We start from the raw sequence: 330 nt of genomic DNA on the forward strand, positions 1-330 counted from the left end.
GCAGGGGCAATATTTATTTTTGCGCTCGCGCCTTATGGTATTTGGCCAGTAGCACTGGTATCGCCCGCTATCTTATACGCGCGATTGATGCCTGAGATGACAGGTCGCCGAGCCTTTTTTATCGGTCAAGCATACGGCACGGGGCTATGGTGCGTGGGTGCATTTTGGCTCTATACGTCCATCCATGTCTATGGGGCGACGCCCGCATGGCTGGCTTTGATTATTATTGGGCTGATGGGTCTAGGCATGGGCTTGTTTAATGGATTTTTGGCGTTAATTTTTAATCGACTGGTTGGCAAGCAGCCCTTGGCTTTTGCGGCACTTTGGGTG

The 330-nt window shown here is 51.2% G+C and carries 1 pseudogene; it reads left to right on the forward strand.

The features are described 5' to 3' along the window. Positions 1 to 330, forward strand: a pseudogene (locus AAEY83_RS13535) (apolipoprotein N-acyltransferase); the annotation flags it as partial.

This window comes from Psychrobacter sp. TB20-MNA-CIBAN-0197 (genome assembly GCF_040309765.1).
Lineage (GTDB): Bacteria > Pseudomonadota > Gammaproteobacteria > Pseudomonadales > Moraxellaceae > Psychrobacter > Psychrobacter submarinus.